Consider the following 16734-nt stretch of genomic DNA (forward strand, 5'->3'; position numbering starts at 1 on the left):
CATGGCCGATGACCTGACGAACGACCGGCACACCGGCGCGTACCCGCTGCCCGACCCCGCGGAGCGCCGCGCGTTCGGCCGCACCGGGCTCTCCGTGACACCCATCTGCATCGGGACCAGCCCCCTGGCGAGCATGCCCACGCTGTACGGCTATGCGGTCGACCAGGAGCGGGCGGAGGCCACGGTCGAGGCCGTCCTCGACGGCCCGTTCAACTTCCTCGACACCTCCAACAACTACGGCGGCGGCAGCGCGGAGCGGCGCATCGGCGCCGTCCTGCGGCGGCGTGTCATGCCTGACGGGTTCGTCCTGGCCACCAAGGCCGACGCCGACCCCGATTCCGGCGACTTCTCCGGCGAGCGGGTACGCCGCTCGGTCGAGGAGAGCCTGGACCGGCTGGGCGTCGACAGCGTGCCGATGATGTACCTGCACGACCCGGAGTTCCACGTCACGTTCGAGCAGGCCATGGCTCCCGGCGGCCCGGTCGAGGCGCTGGTGGCGCTGCGTGACGCCGGTGTCGTCGGCCACCTCGGGATCGCCGGAGGGCCGGTGGAGCTGATGCGCCGGTTCGTCGGGACCGGCGTGTTCGAGGCCGTGATCAACCACAACCGGTGGACCCTGGTGAACCGCGAGGCCGATCAGCTGCTCGACGACGCCGCCGAGCGGGGGGTCGCCTTCGTCAACGGCGCGCCGTACGGCGGAGGAATGCTGGTCAAGGGCCCGGACGCGCAGCCCCGCTACGCCTACCGGGACACCGACGAGTCGGTCAGGGACGCGGTCCGGGCGATGCAGCGGGCGTGCGCCGCCCACGGCGTCCCCCTGGCGGCCGCCGCGCTGCAGTTCTCCCTGCGGGACCCGCGGGTGACGTCGACCATCGTCGGGATCTCCGAGCCCGCGCGGATCGCCACCACCCTCGATCTCGCCACCACCCCGATTCCCCCAGAACTGTGGGACGAGCTCGACCAGTGCACCCCGGCGTACGGCGGGTGGCTGGACTGATGCCGACGACGGCCGTACGAGCGATTCCAACGACAAACGGAGAGCACCGTGGCTTTGAGCACTGAAACGTCGCCAGAGGTGTGGAAGGACGCCGCCGTCCCCGACGAGGACCGGGTCGAGGCACTGATGGCCCGGATGAGCGTGGCCGAGAAGGTCGCGCAGCTGTACGGCGTCTGGGTGGGCATCAAGGACGAAGACGGCGAGATGGCCCCGCACCAGCACGAGTTCACGTCGCTGCCCGTCGGGTGGGACGAACTGGTGAAGGACGGCATCGGCCAGCTGACCCGGCCGTTCGGCACGACGCCCGTCGGCGTCCTCACGGGGGCGACCACGCTCGCGAACGCGCAGCGTTCGATCACGGAGGCGGGACGCTGGGGCATCCCCGCGCTGGTGCACGAGGAGATCCTGACCGGCCTGGCCGCGTGGAAGGCCACCGTCTACCCGTCGCCGCTCTGCTGGGGGGCCAGCTTCGATCCGGACCTCGTGGAGCGGATGGGCGCGCAGATCGGCGCCACCATGCGGCGCCTCGGCATCCACCAGGGGCTCGCGCCGGTCCTGGACGTCGCCCGCGACCTGCGGTGGGGCCGCGTCGAGGAGACCATCGGCGAGGATCCCGTCCTCGTCGGCACGATCGGCAGCGCCTACATCCGCGGTGTGCAGTCCGCGGGCGTGGTCGCCACCTTGAAGCATTTCGTCGGCTACTCGGCGTCCAAGGCGGGACGGAACCTCGCCCCGGTGTCGGTGGGCCGCCGTGAGATCGCCGACGTCCTGCTGCCGCCGTTCGAGATGGCGCTGCGGGCCGGGGCCGACTCGGTGATGAACTCCTACGCCGACATCGACGGGGTGCCGGTCGCTGCCGACCCCACCCTGCTCACCGACCTGCTGCGCGACACCTACGGCTTCACCGGCACCGTCGTGGCCGACTACTTCTCCGTCGCCTTCCTGCAGACCCTGCACAACGTGGCCGACTCGCCCGGCGACGCGGCCAGGCTCGCTCTCACGGCGGGGATCGACGTCGAACTGCCCACGGTGAACACCTTCGGCCCGCCGCTGATCGAGGCGATCGACCGCGGCGAGGTCGACATCGCCCTCATCGACCGTGCGTTGCGGCGCGTGCTCCTGCAAAAGTGCAGGCTCGGACTGCTCGACGCCGAATGGACGCCCGAGCCCTCCGTGCTCGACGAGGCGGCGCCCGAAGAGACGGGCGCCGACGCGGTGCTGGACGGCGCGGAGGAGCGGGCCCTGGCGGCCGAGTTGGCCCGCCGCTCCGTCGTCCTGCTGCACAACGACGGGGGCTCGCTGCCGCTGGCCGCGGGCCTGCGGCTGGCCGTGGTCGGGCCGCGCGCCGACACCGCGCAGGCCATGATGGGGTGCTACTCGTTCCCGATGCACGTCGGAGTGCACCACCCGGACGTCCCCATCGGCCTCGAGGTGCCGACCCTGGTCGAGGCGCTGCGCGCCGATCCGGCGGGTTACGACGTGCGTTACGAGCAGGGTGTCCCGGTCCTCGGCGGAGACGACGAGGGAATCGCGGCGGCCGTCGCGGCGGCGGCCGACGCCGACGTCTGCGTGGCCGTGCTCGGCGACCAGGCGGGCCTGTTCGGCCGGGGCACCTCCGGCGAGGGCTGCGACGTGGCGAGCCTGCGCCTTCCCGGGCGGCAGGAGGAACTGCTGGAGGCCGTGCTGGCCACCGGCAAGCCGGTCGTGCTCGTGCTTCTGGTCGGCCGGCCGTACGAACTGGCCCGGCAGGCCGACCGCCTGGCGGCCGTCGTGTGCGGGTTCTTCCCCGGTGAGGAGGGCGCACGGGCCCTGGCCGACGTGCTCTCCGGCCGGGCCGACCCGGCGGGGCGGCTCCCGGTGAGCTTCCCCGGCGACGGCGCCACCCAGCCCTCCACCTACCTGGCCTCTCCGCTGGCCCGGCGCAGCGAGGTGAGCTCGGTGGACCCCACTCCGCTGTTCCCCTTCGGGCACGGACTGTCGTACACCCCGATCACGTGGAAGGGCGTCACCGCCGACGCGGCGGCGACGTGGCCGACCGACGGCGCCTTCGACGTGCGGGTGACGCTCCACAACGGCGCGACCGGCCCGGTGTCGGAGGTCGTCCAGGTCTACCTGCACGACCCGGTCGCGGAGGTCGCCCGTCCGGTGCAGTCGCTGCTGACCGCCCACCGGGTCGACCTGGAGCCGGATGAGACGCGGGAGGTCACGATCTCCCTGCACGCCGACCAGACCTCCTACACGGGGGCGTCCGGACGGCGGCAGGTCGATCCGGGCCAGGTCGAACTGCGGGTCGGGGCCTCGAGCGCCGACATCCGGGAGACCCTCTCGGTGTCGATGACCGGGCCGCGGCGCCACGTCGGCTTCGACCGGGTCATGGAGGCCACGGTCACCTCCGCGGCGGGCCAGGGCTGAGACGCCTCGGGTGACCCGCCGGTGCCTGGTCGCGCCGGCGGGTCACCCGTGTGTCAGCGGGTCACCCGTGCCTCAGCCGATGTCGGCGACGCGTGGGGAGACGTGCTCGGCCACCTGTTCGGTGAAGTCGACCGGGTGCCGGTCCGGCAGCACCTGGATCTCGCTGACCCCCAGCCTGGCGTACTCCTCCGCCTCGGCGAGGAACACGCCGGTCTCCTCGAGGACCGGGCGGCTGTACATCACGGTCTTCTCGATGGCCTCGTAGTCGCGGCCCTCGGCGTCGCAGTGCGCCCGGAGCACGCCCAGCTTGTGCGCCACCTCGTCCGGGCCGGTGGCGAACAGGTTGCAGGCGTCGCCGTATCGGGCGACCAGCCGCAGGGTCTTCTTCTCCCCGCCGCCGCCGATCATGATCGCCGGGCGCCGACGGCCCAGCGGAGCCGGCACGCACAGGGTCTCCTCGAGCTGGTAGTGACGTCCCCGGTAGGGGCCGTCGTCGTCGCTCCACATCTGCAGGCAGATCTGGATCGTCTCCTCCAACCGCTCGAACCGCTCGGCCATCGCAACCACGGGCACGCCCAGCCCGCGTTGCTCGCGCTCGTACCAGGACGCGCCGATGCCGAACTGCGCGCGACCACCCGACAGCACGTCGAGAGTGGTGACGATCTTCGCCAGCAGGCCGGGATGCCGGTACATCACGCCGGTGACCATCAGGCCGAGCGTCATCCGCGTGGTCAGCGCGGCCACGTACCCGAGCGTCGTGTATCCCTCCAGCATCGGCTCGTTCGCGCTTCCCCCGCGGTACCGCATCTGGAAGTAGTGGTCCATCGGCGTGAACGACGACATCCCCGCGTCCTCGGCGATTCGGGCCGTCTGCGCCAGCGTCGGCGCGATCAACTCGGGTTCCGTCGGGGTCGAGAAGTTCCAGTAGTGCAAACCGAGTTTCATGTACCCCTCTGCCTGGCGGGGCGGCCGGACCGCGGTTCCACACCCGGGCCCTGGCCCGCCCCCGCCGAAATCGACTGCGCAGTCTCTCACAGAACGCGCACTCGATGACAAGCCGGACATCGACCGGCCGCCGAGGTCACTCGCTCGGGTACCGCAGGCCGATCTGGGCGCGCACCTCGTCCATCGTGCCCATGATCTGGCAGGTCTCGTCGAGCGGCATCACGGGGCTTTCCAGCAGACCGTCCCGGACGCACCGCGCGACCTCCTCCGCCTGGAGGCGCAGGCCGCTGCCCTCCACGGGGAAGTCGTACCGCTCCACCGCCCCGGTCCGCGTGGTCAGGGTGAACGACTTCGGGGTGAAGAACATGTGGTCCACCTCGATGCGGGCGTCCGTCCCCGAGATCGAGGCCCGGTTCGGCAGCCACGCCTCCATCGAGGTGGCGAGCACCGACTGCCGACCCTGCCCGTACTGGAGCACCACCGTGGTCTGCGCGTCCACACCGGTGTCGCCGAACTGGGCCGCCCCGAGCACGGTCGTCGGCTCGCCGAGCACCATGGACGCGAACGACACCGGGTAGACCCCGAGGTCCAGCAGGGCACCGCCGCCCAGGTGCGGGTCGAACATCCGGTGCGCCGGGTCCTTCTCGAACCAGACGCCCAGCGCGGCGTTGACCTGCCGGAGGTCGCCGAGCCGCCCCTGGGCGAGCAGTTCGCGGATGCGGACCATGTGGGGCAGGAAGCGCGTCCACATGGCCTCCATCAGGAACACGCCCTTCGCGCGGGCCAGCTTCACGAGCTCCTCGGCCTCGGCGCGGTTGATCGTGAACGGCTTCTCGACCAGCACGGCCTTGCCAGCCTCGATCGCGGCGACGGCCGCGTCCCGGTGCCCGCTGTGCGGCACCGCGACGTAGACGGCGTCGATGTCGTCGGACGCCAGCAGCTCGGCCTGGTCGGCGGAGAAGCGCGCGGCGCCCGTCTTCGCGGCGAACGCCTCGGCCCGCTCGGCGGAACGGGAAACGACCGCCACCACCTCGCCGGCGTCCGACAGCCGGAGGTCTTCGGCGAACGCGCTCGCGATCCCGCCGGTGCCGATGATCGCCCAGCGGAGCGGTGCGGGCCCCTGGGAATGTGTCGTCATTGCAGCCATGTCTCTTCAGAGGGAATTCAGCGTGTCCAGCATGTCGTCCGGCGGATCGGGCTATGCGACCGGGGTGAGGACTCCGTCGACGCGACGGACGAGGCCGGTGGCGCCGACGGGGACGTCGCGCAGCTCGTCCGGCAGCAACTCCTGCGGGACGTTCTGCAGGCTGATCGGGCGCAGCCAGCGGCGGATCGCCGTGGTGCCGACGCTGGTGTGGAGAGCGCTGGTCGTCGCCGGGAACGGACCTCCGTGATGCATGCCCCAGGCCACCGCGACACCGGTCGGGAACCCGTTCCACACCACGCGGCCCACCGTGCCGGCGAGCTGGGCGAGCAGGAGAGCCGACAACTCCCCGTCCGCCGCGTCGGCGTGGACCGTCCCGGTGAGGGCCGGCCCGAACGATCGCAGCAGGTCCAGCAGTTGCTCGGCGCCGGTGTACTCGACGACCACCAGGACCGGACCGAAGCACTCCTCGGTCAGGGCGCCCGTCACCGAGCCGGCGTCCGCCCGCAGGAGCAGCGGAACGCCGGTCCAGCCGTCGCCCGTGCCCTCGTGCCCACGGGCGAGCACCTGGACGTCGTCCATGCCGAGGAGGGTCTCCGTGCCGCGCCGGTAGGAGTCGGCCGTCCGCTCACTGAGCATGATTCCGGCGGACATCGCCCCGACCCGCTCCGCCAGTGAACGCCGGACGGCCTCGCCGTCCGGCCCCGCGGGGAGCAGCACCACGCCGGGCTTCGTGCAGAACTGCCCGACGCCGAGCGTGAAGGAGGCCGCCAGTCCCGCCGCGATGTCCTCACCGCGCGCCGCAGCCGCCGCGGGGCACACGACGAGCGTGTTGAGCGCACCCAGCTCGCCGTAGAAGGGGATCGGCGACGGCCGGGACGAGGCGACGTCGAACAGCGTCCGCCCGGCCCCGAGGGAGCCGGTGAAGCCGACGGCCTGGACGGCGGGGTGCCTGACCAGGTCGACGCCCGCCTCGCGGCCGAAGACCAGGTTGACCACGTCGGGGGTCACGCCCGCCGCCCTCGCGCCCTCGGCGAGCGCCGCGTGGGCGTGCACGGACGTCGCCGGGTGCGCCTCGTGCACCTTGGCGACGACCGGGCATCCGGCGGCCAGCGCCGACGCCGTGTCGCCGCCGGGGACGGAGAACGCGAACGGGAAGTTGCTCGCGCCGAACACCGCGACCGGCCCGAGCGGGAGCAGCATGCGGCGCAGGTCGGGACGGGGCCCCATCGGGGTGTCCCCGGCGTGGTCGATGGTGGCCTCGAGGTAGGCGCCGTCCTCCGCGACGTCGGCGAACAGGTCGAGCTGATAGCAGGTTCTGGTCAGCTCGCCGTTCAGCCGCTGCTCGCCGAGGGCGGTCTCGCGGTCGGCGACGGCGACGAGATCGGCCCTGCGGTCCTCGATCGAGCGCGCCATCGAGCGCAGCAGCCGCGCGCGCCCGGCACGCCCCAGTGCGGTGAGTTCCCGCGCGGCCGCCCCGGCCCGCGCGCAGAGGTCGTCGAGGTCCGCCTGCGACGTGGCGGCGTCGATCTGCTCGACGGTGCGCCCGGTACGCGGATCGATGCTGTCGATCATGCCTGCCGCCCTTCTGCGACGTGTCCGTCCGCGGGGTTCACGCCGGGCGGCATGCCGCGGACGACGGTGTTGCGGAGCACTCCCACGCCGCTGATGCCGATCTCGACGGTGTCGCCGTCCGCGAGTGTGAACGGCGCCTCCGGCACGAGGCACGTCCCGGTCGACAGGACGACCCCGTCGGGGTGGACGTCGCCGCGCATCAGGTACGCCACCAGGTCGTCCAGCCGCCGGTGCAGCCGCGAGGTGCTCGTCTCGCCGCTCCACTCCCGCTCGCCGTTCCTGCCGATCGTCATCTCGATCGTGAGGTCGTACGGATCCTCGATCTCCCACACCGGAGTGATCCACGGGCCGAGGCCGCACCCGCCGAAGTAGATCTTGGCCTGGGGCAGGTAGAGCGGGTTCTCCCCCTCGATGCTGCGCGAGGACATGTCGTTGCACACCGTGTAGCCGACGGTCTCCCCGAAGCGGTTGACCACCAGGGCCAGCTCGGGCTCGGGCACGTCGACGGCCGAGTCGGCGCGTACGGCCAGGCTGCCGCCGGGGCCGACGACCCGCCACGGCACCGACTTGAAGAACAACTCCGGCCGCTCGGCGTCGTAGACCAGTTCGTAGATGGTCGCGGCCCGCTCGCTCTCCTCGACCCTGGCCTCACGGGACGTCTCGTACGTGACGCCCGCCGCCCACACCTCGGTCGTGCCGTCGACCGGTGCCAGGAGGTCGACCTCCGAGAGAGGTACCCGGTCGCCGAGCGGGCCTCCGGTCAGCCGGGCCCGCAGGTCGGCCAGCGGCGACGCCCACAGTTCGGCGAGCGATCCCACTCCCCCGACCTCGGCGACGTGGCCGTCGTCGTGCAGACCGATCCGGGGCTCCGCGGATTCCCGCGTCCGGTACCTGACGATGTTCACGGTGACTCCTCGGCGCTGGACGCCGGTTCGAAGGGGTAGAGGGGGCGGAGGTGGATACGGCGAGGGCCCGGAGGGGCCACCCCGACGTCAGTGCGAGTCGCGCGGGACCTCGCTCCCGCGGCTGCCGCGCAGGAACCCGAAGTCCACCCCGTCGTCCGCCTGCAGGACGTGCTGGCGGTAGAGCCAGCGGTATCCGCCGTCCTCCTGCGTGGCGGGGGCCTGCCACTCGGCGCGCCTCCGGTCGAGCTCCTCGTCGCTCACGTGCAGCGTCAGCCGCCTGCCCGGCACGTCGAGCTCGATTCGGTCGCCGGTGCGCACCAGCGCGAGCGGGCCGCCGACCGCCGCCTCCGGTGACACGTGCAGGACCACGGTGCCGAATCCGGTGCCGCTCATGCGCCCGTCGCTGATGCGAACCATGTCGCTCACCCCGTCCCGCAGCAGCTTCGCGGGCAACGGCACGTTGGCCACCTCGGGCATGCCCGGGTAGCCCTTCGGGCCCGCACCCCGGATGACGAGGACGTCGTCGGGGGTGACGTCGAGGTCGTCGTCGTCGCACACCGCGTGGTAGGCCTCGGGCGAGTCGAAGACCAGCGCCCTGCCTTCGTGGTGCATGAGGGACGGCGACGCGGCCGACTGCTTGATAACCGCTCCGTTCGGGCAGAGGTTGCCGCGCAGGATCGCGGTCCCGGTTCCGGACGGCAGCAGCGGCTCGGTCAGCGGGCGGATCACCTCGGTGTTCCAGCAGACGGCGTCCGCGACGTTCTCCCCGATGCCGCGGCCGGTGACCGTGACGGCGTCCGAGTTGAGCAGACCCGCCTCGTCGAGCTCACGCATGACCACCGGCAGGCCGCCGGCGTAGCAGAAGTCCTCCATCAGGAACCGGCCGGACGGCATGAGGTCGACGATCGTCGGCACGTCCCTGACGAGGGTGTCGAAGTCGTCGAGGTTCAGGTCGACGCCGAGCCGTCCCGCCAGGGCGGTCAGGTGGATGATCGCGTTGGTGGACCCGCCGATGGCGGCGTTGGTCCTGATCGCGTTCTCGAAGGCCTCGCGGGTGAGGATCGTGCTCGGGCGCAGATCCTGCTCGACCATGTCCACGATCCGCCGACCGGCCTGCTGCGCCACCTCCATCCGGCGCATGTCCACGGCGGGCCAGGTCGCCGAGCCGGGAAGCTGCATGCCGAGGGCCTCGGCCATGCAGGCCATCGTCGAGGCGGTGCCCATCGTCATGCAGTGCCCGTTCGACCGGGCCATGCAACCCTCGGCGGCGTAGCCCTCCTCCACGGTCATCCGGCCGGCCTTGATCTCCGCCTCGAACTTCCACACGTGCGTGCCCGAGCCGACGTCACGGCCCTGGAACTTGCCGTTGAGCATCGGGCCGCCGGTCACCATCACGGCCGGGAGGTCGACACTGGCCGCGCCCATCAGCAGCCCGGGGGTGGTCTTGTCGCAGCCGGACAGCAGCACGACGCCGTCGAGCGGGTTGGCCCGGATGAGCTCCTCGGCCTCCATGGCGAGCAGGTTGCGGTAGAGCATCGCCGTCGGGCGCATCAGCGTCTCGCCGGTCGCGAGCACGGGGAACTCCAGCGGGAAGCCGCCGGCCTGCCAGACGCCGCGTTTCACGGCCTCCGCCACCCGGTGCAGGTGCGAGTTGCAGGGCGCGAGCTCGGACCAGGTGGTCGCGATGCCGATGACCGGGCGGCCGTCGAAGACCTCCGGCCCGAATCCCTGGTTGCGCATCCAGGACCGGTACAGCATGCCTGCCCGGCCTTCGGCGCCGAACCAGTGCGCGCTCCGCCTCGTACGGCCGCCGCCGTGCTGAGTGCCGCCTGCCGTGTTGTCAGCGTTGTCAGCGCTGCCTGCGCTGCCTGCGCTGCCTGCGTTGTCCGACATGTTCACATCCATCCCCCGTCGACGATCCACTTCTGGCCGGTGCACATGGCGCTGTCGTCGGCCGCGAGCCACAACACCATCCGTGCGACGTCGGCCGGCATGATGTTGTCCTTCAACGACTGGACCTGGTCGAGTTTCGCCAGCGTCTCGGGCGTGACCAGTTGCGCGAGTTGCCGTTCGGTGAAGACCCAACCCGGTATGAGGCAGTTGACGCGGATCCGGTCAGGCCCGAGCTCACGGGCCAGCGTCCGGGTCAGGCCCTCGATGCCGGCCTTGGACGTCACGTACGCCGGCAGGCCCACGAAGTCGGCGTGCGCGCTGATCGAGCCCAGGTTGATGACCGACCCGCCGCCGAGCGCGCGCATGCCGGGGACGACCGCCTGGATCGCGAAGAAGTGGTGCTTCAGGTTGACCGCGATCGCGTTGTCCCAGTAGGCCTCGTCGACCACCGCGCTGTCGTGGCGCTCGTCGTTGGCCGCGTTGTTGACGAGGATCGAGATCGGCCCGAGCCTGTCCCCCACCTCCGCGACGGCCGCCTGCACCTGGCCCACGTCGCGGACATCCGCCTCGACGAACAACGGCGCAGGACAGTCCGTACGGCTCAGCCGTTCGAGCAGGCGCTCGGCTCCGGCGACGTCGATGTCGGCGAAGCCGACCCGGACGCCCTGGGCGGCGAGCGCCGAGACGAACTCCGACCCCAGGCCGGTCGAGCCGCCGCTGACGAAGGCGACCCGGTCGCGGAGGCTCGGATAGGTGGCATAGCGAAGCTCGTCCGCCTCGGCGGCGTCGTGCGTGATGGTCACTGCGACTCCCACGGGAGAACCACGCCCCGGCCGACCGAACCGTCGGCCAGGTCGGCGAAGGCCTCGTTGATGCGGTCGAGCGGGTACCGCCGGCCGACGAGTGCGTCGAGCGGCAACCGGCCGGCCAGGTAGAGATCGAACAGCCGGGGCAGGTCCACGAGCGGGTTGGCCGAGCCGTACAGGCTGCCGACCACACGTTTCTCCCGCTGTACCAGCACGTTGAGCGGAACGTCGAACGTCGTGCCGACCGCGCCGAGGCCGACCGCCACGAGCGTCCCTCCGGGGCGAAGCACCTCGATGGCCGTCTCCAGCGTGGCGGGGCGGCCGATCGCCTCGATCGCCCACTCCATGCCGCCGGGCCGGATCGCACGCAGAGCCTCCGCCGTTTCCTCGCGGGAGGCGTCCACGGTGTGCGTGGCACCCAGCCGCGCCGCCATCTCGAGGCGTTCGGGGACGACGTCGACGACGACGATCGGGTTCGCCCCGGCCAGCACCGCGCCGAGCACGCTCGACAACCCGACGCCACCCGCACCGAAGATCACGATGCCGTCGCCGGCACAGCGGCCGATGGCGTTGAGCACGGCGCCGACGCCGGTGATGACCGCGCAGCCCGCGATCGCCGCGATCTCGGCCGGCACCTCGTCGGGCACCGGCACCACGGCGCGCTCGGACACGACGCAGTATTCGGCGAAGCAGGAGACACCCAGCAGGTGATGGACCTTCGTGCCGCCGACGCTCAGCCGGCTGGTCCCGTCGAGCAGGCCGCCCGAGCTCGACTGGATGCCGGCCGCTTCGCACAGGGCGGGCCGTCCGACCAGGCAGTAGCGGCACTGGCCGCAGCGGGGCCGCCACATGAGGCAGACCCTGTCCCCCGGGGAGAACCGGGTGACGCCCGGTCCCACGGCCTCGATCACGCCGGCGCCCTCGTGCCCGGGGACGACAGGGAGCGGGCACCGCAGGTCTCCGGCGAGATAGTGCTGGTCGCTGTGGCACACACCGGCCGCCTCGACTCTGACGAGGACCTCGCCCGCGTGCGGCTCGTCGAGCTCCAGCTCGCCGATTTCAAGAGGACTTCCGAAGTTCTGCAGCAGCGCGGCTCTCATCTGACCCATCCGTCCCCGACCGCCTTCGCCGCGGCCGTCGTACCAGGCTCTGGCGCTCGGCCGGCGACCTTCGCTCAGGCCCTGAACTCGATCGCTGCCACGCTAGGTGTTACGAACAGATGTCGTCAACAGTTTCGGAAACATTCGTGATCCTCAGGGCGGCCAACCACGTCGACGCGAGGAGGTTCGGGCAACCGCGACGCTCGGGCGCACTCAGTGCGGCGTACGACGATTACCCGTTTCACCTGCAGATACATTTGGACGACGCGCATCTCCAGCAGGAACGCCGACGAGGTTCGTATACGCCAGAACGCTCCGAAACTTGCCGAACACGATCGCAACTATCGAAGAACCGAGGGTGCTTCAGCCCGCTCAGTGAGCGGATGCCGGGGGGGTTCACGTCCCGCGCACGCCGCGGTGGCACCATCTGGACCGCACCCGATGGACGGTGAGCACTGAACGGTGAGCACTGAACGGTGAGCACTGAACGGTGAGCACTGAACGGTGAGCACCGAACTGTGAGCACCGAACTGTGAGCACCGAACTGTGAGCACCGGCGAGGACGGCCGGACGTCGACGAGGAGCCCGATGAGCCTGAAGATCCTGCTTCCGACCACCATCCCGCTGGATCCACGCCTGCCCGGCGACGTCACCGTCGCCTCCTACGATCCGCACGAACCGATTCCGGAACACGCTGCGGACGCCGAGGCTCTCGTCACCTGGGGGAATCCCGACGGCATGCTCCGAGACGCCGCCCGGAGGCTCGGCTCGCTGCGCTGGGTGCAGACCCTGGCGGCCGGGCCCGACCAGGTGCTGGCGGCCGGGTTCGCACCGGATGTCGTCGTCACCTCCGGCCGCTCGCTGCACGACAGGCCCGTCGCCGAGCACGCGCTGGCCCTCGTGCTGGCGGCGGCGCGGCGGCTGCATCGGCTGACGCGGGCACAGATCGGCCACCGCTGGGCGGGGGAACTCGGCGGCATCCAGCCGATCACCACGGGCGGAACCTTCCGCACGCTGCGCGACGCCCGCGTGCTGATCTGGGGCTTCGGCTCGATCGCCGGTGTGCTCGCGCCGCTGCTCACGGCTCTCGGCGCCCACGTCACCGGAGTCGCGCGCACCGCAGGCGAACGCGGCGGCCATCCGGTGATCAGCGTGGACGGGCTGCCCCGCGAACTCCCCGCCACCGACCTGCTGATCATGATCCTGCCGTCCACGGACGCCACCCACCACGCCCTGGACGCCGCGCGAATCGCCCTCCTGCCACCGCACGCGTGGCTGGTCAACGTCGGGCGCGGCTCCACCGTGGACACCGCCGCCCTGCTCGGCGCCATCCGGGCCGGACGGCTCGGCGGCGCGGCGCTCGACGTGTTCGAGAGCGAGCCGCTTCCCGCCGACTCCCCCCTGTGGGACGAACCCGATGTGATCATCAGTCCGCACGCCGCCGGCGGGCGACCGCTGGGCGCCGACGCCCTCATCGCCGAGAACACGCGCGCACTGATGGACGGCACTCCCCTGCGCAACGTCGTCGGCCGCTGACGACTTTGAGCGGACGAATCACCCGCATAGGCGGAATCTGCAAAGATTCCGATCAAGCCGTACAAGCGGCCTTAAAGATCGTAAACATTGGAGATACCCCATGGCGGTTTCTGCCAACCTCGACAAGCTGCTCGACCGCGAGTACGAGGAGTACACCCTGGACAAGCTCGTGGACGCCCCCGTCGCCGCCCTTGCCGGCGTGGGTGAGGCCGGCGCCGAGGCGCTGACCCGCACGCTCGGCATCGTCACGATCGGCGACCTCGGCCGCAGCCAGCTTTTCCGCTACGCGGCCGCTCTCGTCGCCCTCGCGGACTCCGCCAAGTGAGCATCCACCACGCGTAGAAGAAGGGTGCCCCCGATGTCCGGCGGCACCCTTCTGCGCACCCGGACGCCTACAGGCTGATCTGGTAGAGGATGAAGCCCCGGTTGACGGCGACCTGGTCGTACAGCCTGCGGGCGGTGGTGTTGGTCTCCTGGGTCGACCAGTACACCCGGCTGCAGCCCCGGGCACGCGCCCATTCCGTCACCGCTTCGATGAGGGCGCGCGCCACGCCCCTTCCCCGGGCCTCAGGCGCGGTGAACAGGTCCTGCAGGTAACACACGTCCGGCGCCGTCGTGCTGGCGTGCACGAGGAAGTGCGTGATGCCCACCAGCCTGCCGTCGACCCTCGCCCCTAAGGCGTGCATCCGGGTGTCCTCCTGGAAGGCGTCCCAGGCCCTGTCGTACATCTCCGGCGGAAGCGTGCGCCCGTAGAACGTGTTGTAGCCACGGAACAGCGTCTGCCAGTCGTCACGGTCCGCCGGGGTGATACCGCCGATGCCGATCATGTGATGTCCTCCAAGGGGGTCGAGTGCTCCACCCTATTTCCGCGGACGCGCCTCACCGGTGATGTAAGCGGGCGGGCCCCCGGATCGCGCCTCTCCGGCCGGCCCCTGGGTCATCGGCCGGACACGGCGGGGGCCGTCGACCGGACACTGCGGGGGCCGGAGTGGGCGAGTCACTCCGGCCCCCAGTCTCAAGAAGGCGATCGATCAGCTGTGGTGCGGGGCGTCGCCGGTCCAGCCCGCCTGCATGACGCTCTGCTCGACCAAAACCGTGCCCGCGCCGAGGCCGCGGTAGGTTCCGCCCACGATGGTCTGCTTGTCCCCGATCACCTTGTGGGTCTTCGGATCGAGGATGACCTGGTACTCGAACGTGGCGCCGCTGTCGTCGATCATCTCGCCCTCGGCCGCGATGCCGACGCCGGTACGGCCGTCCAGCGACTTCACCTTGCCCACGCTGCGCACGCCCGGCAGGTCGGCGAGGATGCGGAACGCCTTGGCCCGGATCTCAGGCGAGGCCGGCTGCTCGATGAGGAAGTCGAAGCCCTGCATCAGCTTGTTGGCCGGGCTCGTCCCCGGGGCCGCCTTGGGGAAGAGCAGTTCCTGGAACCGCGCCGGGTCGGAGGCGATCTTCTCCTTCTCGGCCCAGGTCAGCTGGGCGCTCGGCGGGCACTTGGCGGCGGCGTCGGCCCGGGCGCACAGCTGCTTGAAGGACGCGGAGGCGGACTTTTTGATCTCCGGGGTGATCCGCTTCGTGGTCCACCCGCCGTCGGTCAACGTGTAGGTGTAGAAGTCCTCGTTGTTGCGCACCTTGACGGACGACGGCGAGCCGTCCGCCTTCCACGCGGCCTTGTCCGCGTTCGTCAGCGGGTAGGCGGCCAGCTCGCGCTGGAAGGTGTAGTCGGTCTCCTGCGCGGACGGCGAACGCCAGCCGTCGAACTCGTTCGGGCCGAAGACCGTGTACGGCGTGACGCCCTCCACTCTGCCGGAGGAGCCGCTGAGCATGTGCAGCCGCCAGTACCGGCCGGCCGACTCGGTCGCGGCCTGGTCGGCCGCGGCCAGCAGGATCGACTTGGCCGACAACTCCGTGGCCGGGGCTCCCGCCACGGGCGCCGTACCCGATCCTCCACCCGCGCCGATCCCGACGGCAGCGACGGCGACCGCCGCGGCGGCGGCCGTGGCGAGCAGCCCCAGGCCGATGCCCGCCCGGCCGCGCAGGAATCCGCGCCGGGACGACGGACGACCGACCTCGTGGGCGAGCCTCGCCCGGAGCCGGGTCTCCAGCTGCGGATTGGGCGTGATCTCCCCGTAGGCGTCACGCACCATCTTCAGGTCATCCATGCTGGTCCTTCTTTCGCGAAAAGTCCGTCAGGTCGTTCATGGGGTTGCTGTCGCCCAGCACCGCGCGCACCTTCTTCCTGGCGCGGTTCAGCCGGGATCCGACGGTCCCGTACGGAATGCCGAGGGAGGCGGCGACTTCCTCGTGGCTAAGCTCGGCCAGTGCCACCAGCAGGAGCACGTCCCGGTCCCCGTCGTTCAGCGAGGCGATCGCGGCGGCCAGCGCGGGCTGCAGTCGTTGCGCCGTGACGTCGGTGACGACCCGGTTCTCCGGCCCTTCGGCGTGGGGCTCAGGGCCCTGCCTGCCCATCGCCCGCAGCGCGCGCAACTCCACCCGCCGCTGCCGGCTGATCAAGTTGGTCGCGATGCCGTACAGCCACGGGCGTACGCCGCCTCGGCTCGCGTCGTAGCGCGACCGGTTGCGGAACGCGGTGAGAAACGTGTCGGAGACGACGTCCTCCGCGACGCTCGGCCCGAGCCTGCTCGCCACATACCTGTGGATCTCAGTGAAGTGAGCGTCGAATATCGCGGCGAACCGTTCAGGTTCGTCGTGGGAGAGCCGGATCTCGGTGGACTCGTCCGGCCAGGGTGGGGCGGTCACGAAGGCCTCCCTGTCATCAGTTGCCTCTCCACGAGTGAAAGCGGTCAGTGTGTATAGCCCGATCCCCGCATCTGCTTTCACGCTCATCGTGGGAGTCGTCCGGCTCAGGACGGGAACGTCCGCATCAGTGGTGCTCGCGACCAGCACCCCGATGCGTCAGGCCAGGTCAAACGGAGGTTCGGCTCAACCGGGGCGCGGCTCATCCGGAGGATAGGCTCAACGGGAGGATCGGCGAAAGCCGGAAGGACGGGAGGCCCTTCCGATGGTCCCGGACGAGACGCGTCATCGACGGGGCCCTGCGCGTCGCGGCTGACCTGCGGGGCGACGCGGCCGCCCAGTCCATCCGGCTCGCCGTGGTTTACGCCCCCGAACCGCCTTTCGACAGCGGGACACCGGAGACGGCGCCGGTCTCCTTGATGGAGAGCGCACGACGCGCGGTGCAGGACATCACGGCCCAGCGGGAAAGGGGGCCCGTCGCCGCGAGGCTCGGAATCGACGTGTCCTCTTCCTTGCCGCGCGGGCCCGCCTGACAGGACGTGTGCCAGCGCGGTCGCCACCCCGGCACCCAGACCACTCTGCCGCGTGACTTCCGGGCGCGATTTACACGACTTGCGCAATTCCGACAATTATCTGTTTTTACGTCACGAGTTTATGTACTGCT

General features: G+C 71.1%; 14 protein-coding genes. 4 read left to right on the plus strand and 10 right to left on the minus strand.

Going from position 1 to position 16734, the window contains the following annotated elements; all coding sequences use genetic code 11:
* Position 1: 1 nt before the first annotated feature.
* Together Pmi06nite_RS08585 and Pmi06nite_RS08590 are read left to right on the plus strand one after the other, a co-directional pair.
* Entirely contained in the window at positions 2-997 is a 996-nt protein-coding gene (locus Pmi06nite_RS08585) for an aldo/keto reductase (protein ID WP_203952352.1), read from the plus strand.
* A gap of 48 nt (positions 998-1045) precedes the next feature.
* Positions 1046-3409, plus strand: coding sequence for a beta-xylosidase/alpha-l-arabinosidase (locus tag Pmi06nite_RS08590; protein WP_239113759.1), 2364 nt, complete (start codon positions 1046-1048; stop codon positions 3407-3409).
* Positions 3410-3481: 72 nt separating this feature from the next.
* On the opposite strand, the gene Pmi06nite_RS08595 is transcribed toward Pmi06nite_RS08590, so the two are convergent.
* The 7 genes from Pmi06nite_RS08595 to Pmi06nite_RS08625 all read right to left on the minus strand — a co-directional run bounded on the left by Pmi06nite_RS08595 (position 3482) and on the right by Pmi06nite_RS08625 (position 11777).
* The gene (locus Pmi06nite_RS08595) at positions 3482-4354 is read right to left on the minus strand and encodes an LLM class F420-dependent oxidoreductase (RefSeq protein ID WP_203952353.1); all 873 of its coding nucleotides are present in this window, start codon (positions 4352-4354) and stop codon (positions 3482-3484) included.
* A 136-nt stretch (positions 4355-4490) separates the two neighbouring features.
* Entirely contained in the window at positions 4491-5492 is a 1002-nt protein-coding gene (locus Pmi06nite_RS08600) for a Gfo/Idh/MocA family protein (protein ID WP_203952354.1), read from the minus strand.
* Positions 5493-5552: 60 nt separating this feature from the next.
* Complete coding sequence (locus Pmi06nite_RS08605; RefSeq protein WP_203952355.1) at positions 5553-7073, minus strand: aldehyde dehydrogenase (NADP(+)); 1521 nt, start codon at positions 7071-7073, stop codon at positions 5553-5555.
* Positions 7070-7978: a fumarylacetoacetate hydrolase family protein gene (locus Pmi06nite_RS08610; protein WP_203952356.1), complete on the minus strand. Its 909-nt coding sequence runs from the start codon at positions 7976-7978 to the stop codon at positions 7070-7072. The genes Pmi06nite_RS08605 and Pmi06nite_RS08610 overlap by 4 nt, the downstream gene beginning before the upstream one ends.
* A gap of 87 nt (positions 7979-8065) precedes the next feature.
* Positions 8066-9871 carry an IlvD/Edd family dehydratase gene (locus Pmi06nite_RS08615; RefSeq protein ID WP_203952357.1) on the minus strand — a complete coding sequence of 602 codons (1806 nt, stop codon included), beginning with the start codon at positions 9869-9871 and terminating at the stop codon, positions 8066-8068.
* A 2-nt stretch (positions 9872-9873) separates the two neighbouring features.
* Positions 9874-10674 carry an SDR family NAD(P)-dependent oxidoreductase gene (locus tag Pmi06nite_RS08620; RefSeq protein ID WP_203952358.1) on the minus strand — a complete coding sequence of 267 codons (801 nt, stop codon included), beginning with the start codon at positions 10672-10674 and terminating at the stop codon, positions 9874-9876.
* On the minus strand, positions 10671-11777 hold the full coding sequence (locus tag Pmi06nite_RS08625) for an alcohol dehydrogenase catalytic domain-containing protein (RefSeq protein WP_203952359.1): 1107 nt from the start codon (positions 11775-11777) through the stop codon (positions 10671-10673). The genes Pmi06nite_RS08620 and Pmi06nite_RS08625 overlap by 4 nt, the downstream gene beginning before the upstream one ends.
* A gap of 588 nt (positions 11778-12365) precedes the next feature.
* Here Pmi06nite_RS08625 and Pmi06nite_RS08630 point away from each other — a divergent pair.
* Both Pmi06nite_RS08630 and Pmi06nite_RS08635 read left to right on the plus strand, forming a co-directional pair.
* Positions 12366-13313, plus strand: a complete 948-nt coding sequence (locus tag Pmi06nite_RS08630; protein WP_203952360.1) for a phosphoglycerate dehydrogenase — start codon at positions 12366-12368, stop codon at positions 13311-13313.
* A gap of 100 nt (positions 13314-13413) precedes the next feature.
* On the plus strand, positions 13414-13638 hold the full coding sequence (locus Pmi06nite_RS08635; RefSeq protein ID WP_203952361.1) for a hypothetical protein: 225 nt from the start codon (positions 13414-13416) through the stop codon (positions 13636-13638).
* 67 nt (positions 13639-13705) lie between these two features.
* On the opposite strand, the gene Pmi06nite_RS08640 is transcribed toward Pmi06nite_RS08635, so the two are convergent.
* The 3 genes from Pmi06nite_RS08640 to Pmi06nite_RS08650 form a co-directional block, all read right to left on the minus strand.
* Positions 13706-14140: a GNAT family N-acetyltransferase gene (locus Pmi06nite_RS08640; protein WP_203952362.1), complete on the minus strand. Its 435-nt coding sequence runs from the start codon at positions 14138-14140 to the stop codon at positions 13706-13708.
* A gap of 204 nt (positions 14141-14344) precedes the next feature.
* Positions 14345-15475 carry a CU044_5270 family protein gene (locus Pmi06nite_RS08645; RefSeq protein WP_203952363.1) on the minus strand — a complete coding sequence of 377 codons (1131 nt, stop codon included), beginning with the start codon at positions 15473-15475 and terminating at the stop codon, positions 14345-14347.
* Positions 15468-16073, minus strand: a complete 606-nt coding sequence (locus tag Pmi06nite_RS08650; RefSeq protein ID WP_239113760.1) for an RNA polymerase sigma factor — start codon at positions 16071-16073, stop codon at positions 15468-15470. The genes Pmi06nite_RS08645 and Pmi06nite_RS08650 overlap by 8 nt, the downstream gene beginning before the upstream one ends.
* Positions 16074-16734 lie beyond the last annotated feature (661 nt).

This window comes from Planotetraspora mira (genome assembly GCF_016863275.1).
Lineage (GTDB): Bacteria > Actinomycetota > Actinomycetes > Streptosporangiales > Streptosporangiaceae > Planotetraspora > Planotetraspora mira.